We start from the raw sequence: 2,530 nt of genomic DNA on the forward strand, positions 1-2,530 counted from the left end.
CCGGCGAGATCGAACATGTCCAGCGCGGCGACGCAGAGATCCGCCAGGGCGCGCTCATCAATGCCGCGTAACGCTGAAATGTAGAGAGACTTGCGGGGCCTAAGCCCCGCAGGGTCTTAAGGAGAAGACGCAATGGCTTTGAAAATCATCGCTTCGCAGTGCACGAGCTGCTCGGCCTGTGAACCGGAATGCCCCAATGTCGCAATTTCGGAAAAAAACGGAACCTTCGTGATCGATCCGAAAAAGTGTACGGAGTGCATCGGTCATTTCGACGCGCCACAATGCGCAGCCGTCTGCCCGGTCGACAATACTTGCGTGATCGACAATTCCTACCCGCGCTATCAGCCGCCGGCGTAAGGAGGATTTGATGAAATTTACGATGACTCCCGCCGCGCAAAAATTCGTTCGGCGAATGATTCAGTTCAGCGCTAATCCTGCAGGCGGATTCCGTCTGTTTGTGTCTCCTGGCGGATGCTCCGGCATGTCGGCGGAATTCGACGTCGAGGCGACCCCGCGCGACGGCGACCAGGAATTTGTCGTCGATGGGCTGAAATTCTACCTGCCGGCGCAAAGCCGCCTATTGCTTGAGGGCGTGACGATTGATTTCGCCGATTCGCCGACCGGCGGCGGGCTGAAATTCCATGATCCGAAAAGCGCCGGCGGCTCGTGCTCGAGCAGCGCCGTGACCTTCGTGGAGCATGCGCACTGAGCCGAAGGCAAACTCGGACGATGCATTTCGAGGATGTCGATACCAGCCTCGGCGACCGGAATTACCTCGCCGAAGCGATTCTTGGCGGAGGCCTGCCAGAGGAAGCGGAAATATGTCTCTGGCGCGCCGCCGAAGTCTATGCCGACTCGGCGGCGGCCGAGGAATATTTGCGGCAAGCGGAGACGCACGCCCCCGATCACGCCGCCGTGCTGATCGGATTTTATCGATTCTATTTTTACAAGGGACGTTTGCGGGAGGCGTTAAGCATCGCCGAACGCTGCCTTGTGAAAGCCGCGCGCGAGAACAATTTTTCCATCGAATGGCGACTGGTCACCAAAGACGATGCGGTCTTTGACAGCTATGACGCGGTGCTCCCGCGCTTCTATCTATTCACCCTGAAAGGTTACGCCTATTTGAAAATGCGGCTGGGCGAGATCGAAGAGAGCCGAGAAGCCGTAATGAAGCTGCAGGAGCTTGATCCGACGGATAAGATCGGCGCAAAAGTGTTGCTTGGCGTTCTCGACAGGATCGGCGTTTCCGATGACGACTGACATTGAAGAGGCGCGAGACTATTTAGGGCGCGATGTCGATTGCGGCGCCTGTCGTCATCAGGATCTGTTGGCGTCGGGTCGCTGCGAATTGCGCAAATCCTGTGTGCAAGATCGTTACGCGCGACGCATCGACAGATTTTTTGCTTGGAATCCGGAGCTCGCCGAAGAACATCTCGCACACCCTCATTTTGAAGTGCGGGCGATTGCGGCAAAGTTCGTGAATGCCTTCCTGCTTCCGGCGATGCTGAACGATCCCGATGAGACCGTTCGCTGGGAGGCGGTGCGACGCTTGCCGCATCGATACCGGTTGGAGCTTCGCAAGGACCCTCATCGCGAGGTACGCATAAGAATCGCGACTCTTCTCGAAGGCGCCGATCTGTTGCCGATGATGAAGGATGAAGATTATTACGTGCGCATCGTCGTTGCGCGTCGACTTGATCCGCCGTTGCTCGTATTGATGATTGACGATTCGGAAGTTGAGGTGCGACGAATTGTTGCACAACGCATTGACGGGCAGTGGCTGGGTCGAATGGCGCTTGATCCGTCGGCCGATGTTCGGCTGGAAGTCGCGCAGCGCATGACAATGGAACAATTGTCACATCTTCGCGAGGATCCGGATTGGCGGGTGCGCCATTGCCTGGCGTCGCGACTGTCGGCGGAGGATGTCGCGCCGCTGCTCAATGATTCCGACCCGATCGTCGCCGAGACTGCTCGACGCCGCGTGAGCGGCGAATTCAATTCCTGACCGGCGTGAAACAGCTCGTCGCCGCGCGACGGGCAAACTCGATTCCTGATCGGTCTGTGACAGCTCATCGCCGGGCGACAGGCGAACTCAATTCCAGCACGGCGCGAGACGTCGCCCGCGTCCCTCCATCCTTGGGTTTCGTCGCTCTGTCAGAACCGCGCAGCAATGTGCCGGTCATTCCTCATGTCAACTTTCAAACATCGAAACATCCATGCCGGCTAACTTAGAACTAATTGAAATTACGCAATAAAAACTTTTGAAGCTGCTGGCATGCGCCTTGCGAGATGGCCATCGCAACTCGATCGGACCCTAAACCGCGCCGATGCGCGAGAGAAGGAAAGCTCCCGGTCAGGCGCAGATTCAGGGCCGGAAGTCGACGGTGAGGGACGACGGCAGCGCACAGCAGGAGACGAAGATGTCACTACGGCAGATCGCGTTTTACGGGAAGGGGGGCATCGGCAAGTCGACGACGTCCCAGAATACATTGGCGGCGCTTGCGGAGATGGGTCACCGCATTCTGATTGT

At 57.7% G+C, this 2,530-nt stretch carries 5 protein-coding genes; all 5 read left to right on the plus strand.

The genetic code is table 11. From position 1 onward, the window contains the following. Positions 1-132 precede the first annotated feature (132 nt). Positions 133-357, plus strand: coding sequence for a YfhL family 4Fe-4S dicluster ferredoxin (locus tag AB7I51_RS17985; protein ID WP_428405646.1), 225 nt, complete (start codon positions 133-135; stop codon positions 355-357). Positions 358-367: 10 nt separating this feature from the next. Beyond that, the gene (locus AB7I51_RS17990; RefSeq protein ID WP_428405647.1) at positions 368-709 is read left to right on the plus strand and encodes a HesB/IscA family protein; all 342 of its coding nucleotides are present in this window, start codon (positions 368-370) and stop codon (positions 707-709) included. A 20-nt stretch (positions 710-729) separates the two neighbouring features. After that, the gene (locus AB7I51_RS17995; RefSeq protein ID WP_428405648.1) at positions 730-1,260 is read left to right on the plus strand and encodes a hypothetical protein; all 531 of its coding nucleotides are present in this window, start codon (positions 730-732) and stop codon (positions 1,258-1,260) included. Next, on the plus strand, positions 1,250-2,005 hold the full coding sequence (locus AB7I51_RS18000; protein ID WP_428405649.1) for a 4Fe4S-binding leucine-rich repeat protein: 756 nt from the start codon (positions 1,250-1,252) through the stop codon (positions 2,003-2,005). Before AB7I51_RS17995 ends, AB7I51_RS18000 begins: the two co-directional genes overlap by 11 nt. A gap of 415 nt (positions 2,006-2,420) precedes the next feature. After that, positions 2,421-2,530, plus strand: a 110-nt coding sequence (locus AB7I51_RS18005; RefSeq protein WP_428405650.1) for an ArsA-related P-loop ATPase, incomplete at its 3' end; no start/stop codon positions are given.

This window comes from Methylocystis sp. (genome assembly GCF_050246715.1).
Classification (GTDB): Bacteria; Pseudomonadota; Alphaproteobacteria; order Rhizobiales; family Beijerinckiaceae; genus Methylocystis.

Bases quoted from the DNA above. Each gene is read 5' to 3' on its own strand.
- AB7I51_RS17985 (WP_428405646.1), top strand. From the start codon at position 133: ATGGCTTTGAAAATCATCGCTTCGCAGTGCACGAGCTGCTCGGCCTGT.
- AB7I51_RS17990 (WP_428405647.1), top strand. From the start codon at position 368: ATGAAATTTACGATGACTCCCGCCGCGCAAAAATTCGTTCGGCGAATG.
- AB7I51_RS17995 (WP_428405648.1), top strand. From the start codon at position 730: ATGCATTTCGAGGATGTCGATACCAGCCTCGGCGACCGGAATTACCTC.
- AB7I51_RS18000 (WP_428405649.1), top strand. From the start codon at position 1,250: ATGACGACTGACATTGAAGAGGCGCGAGACTATTTAGGGCGCGATGTC.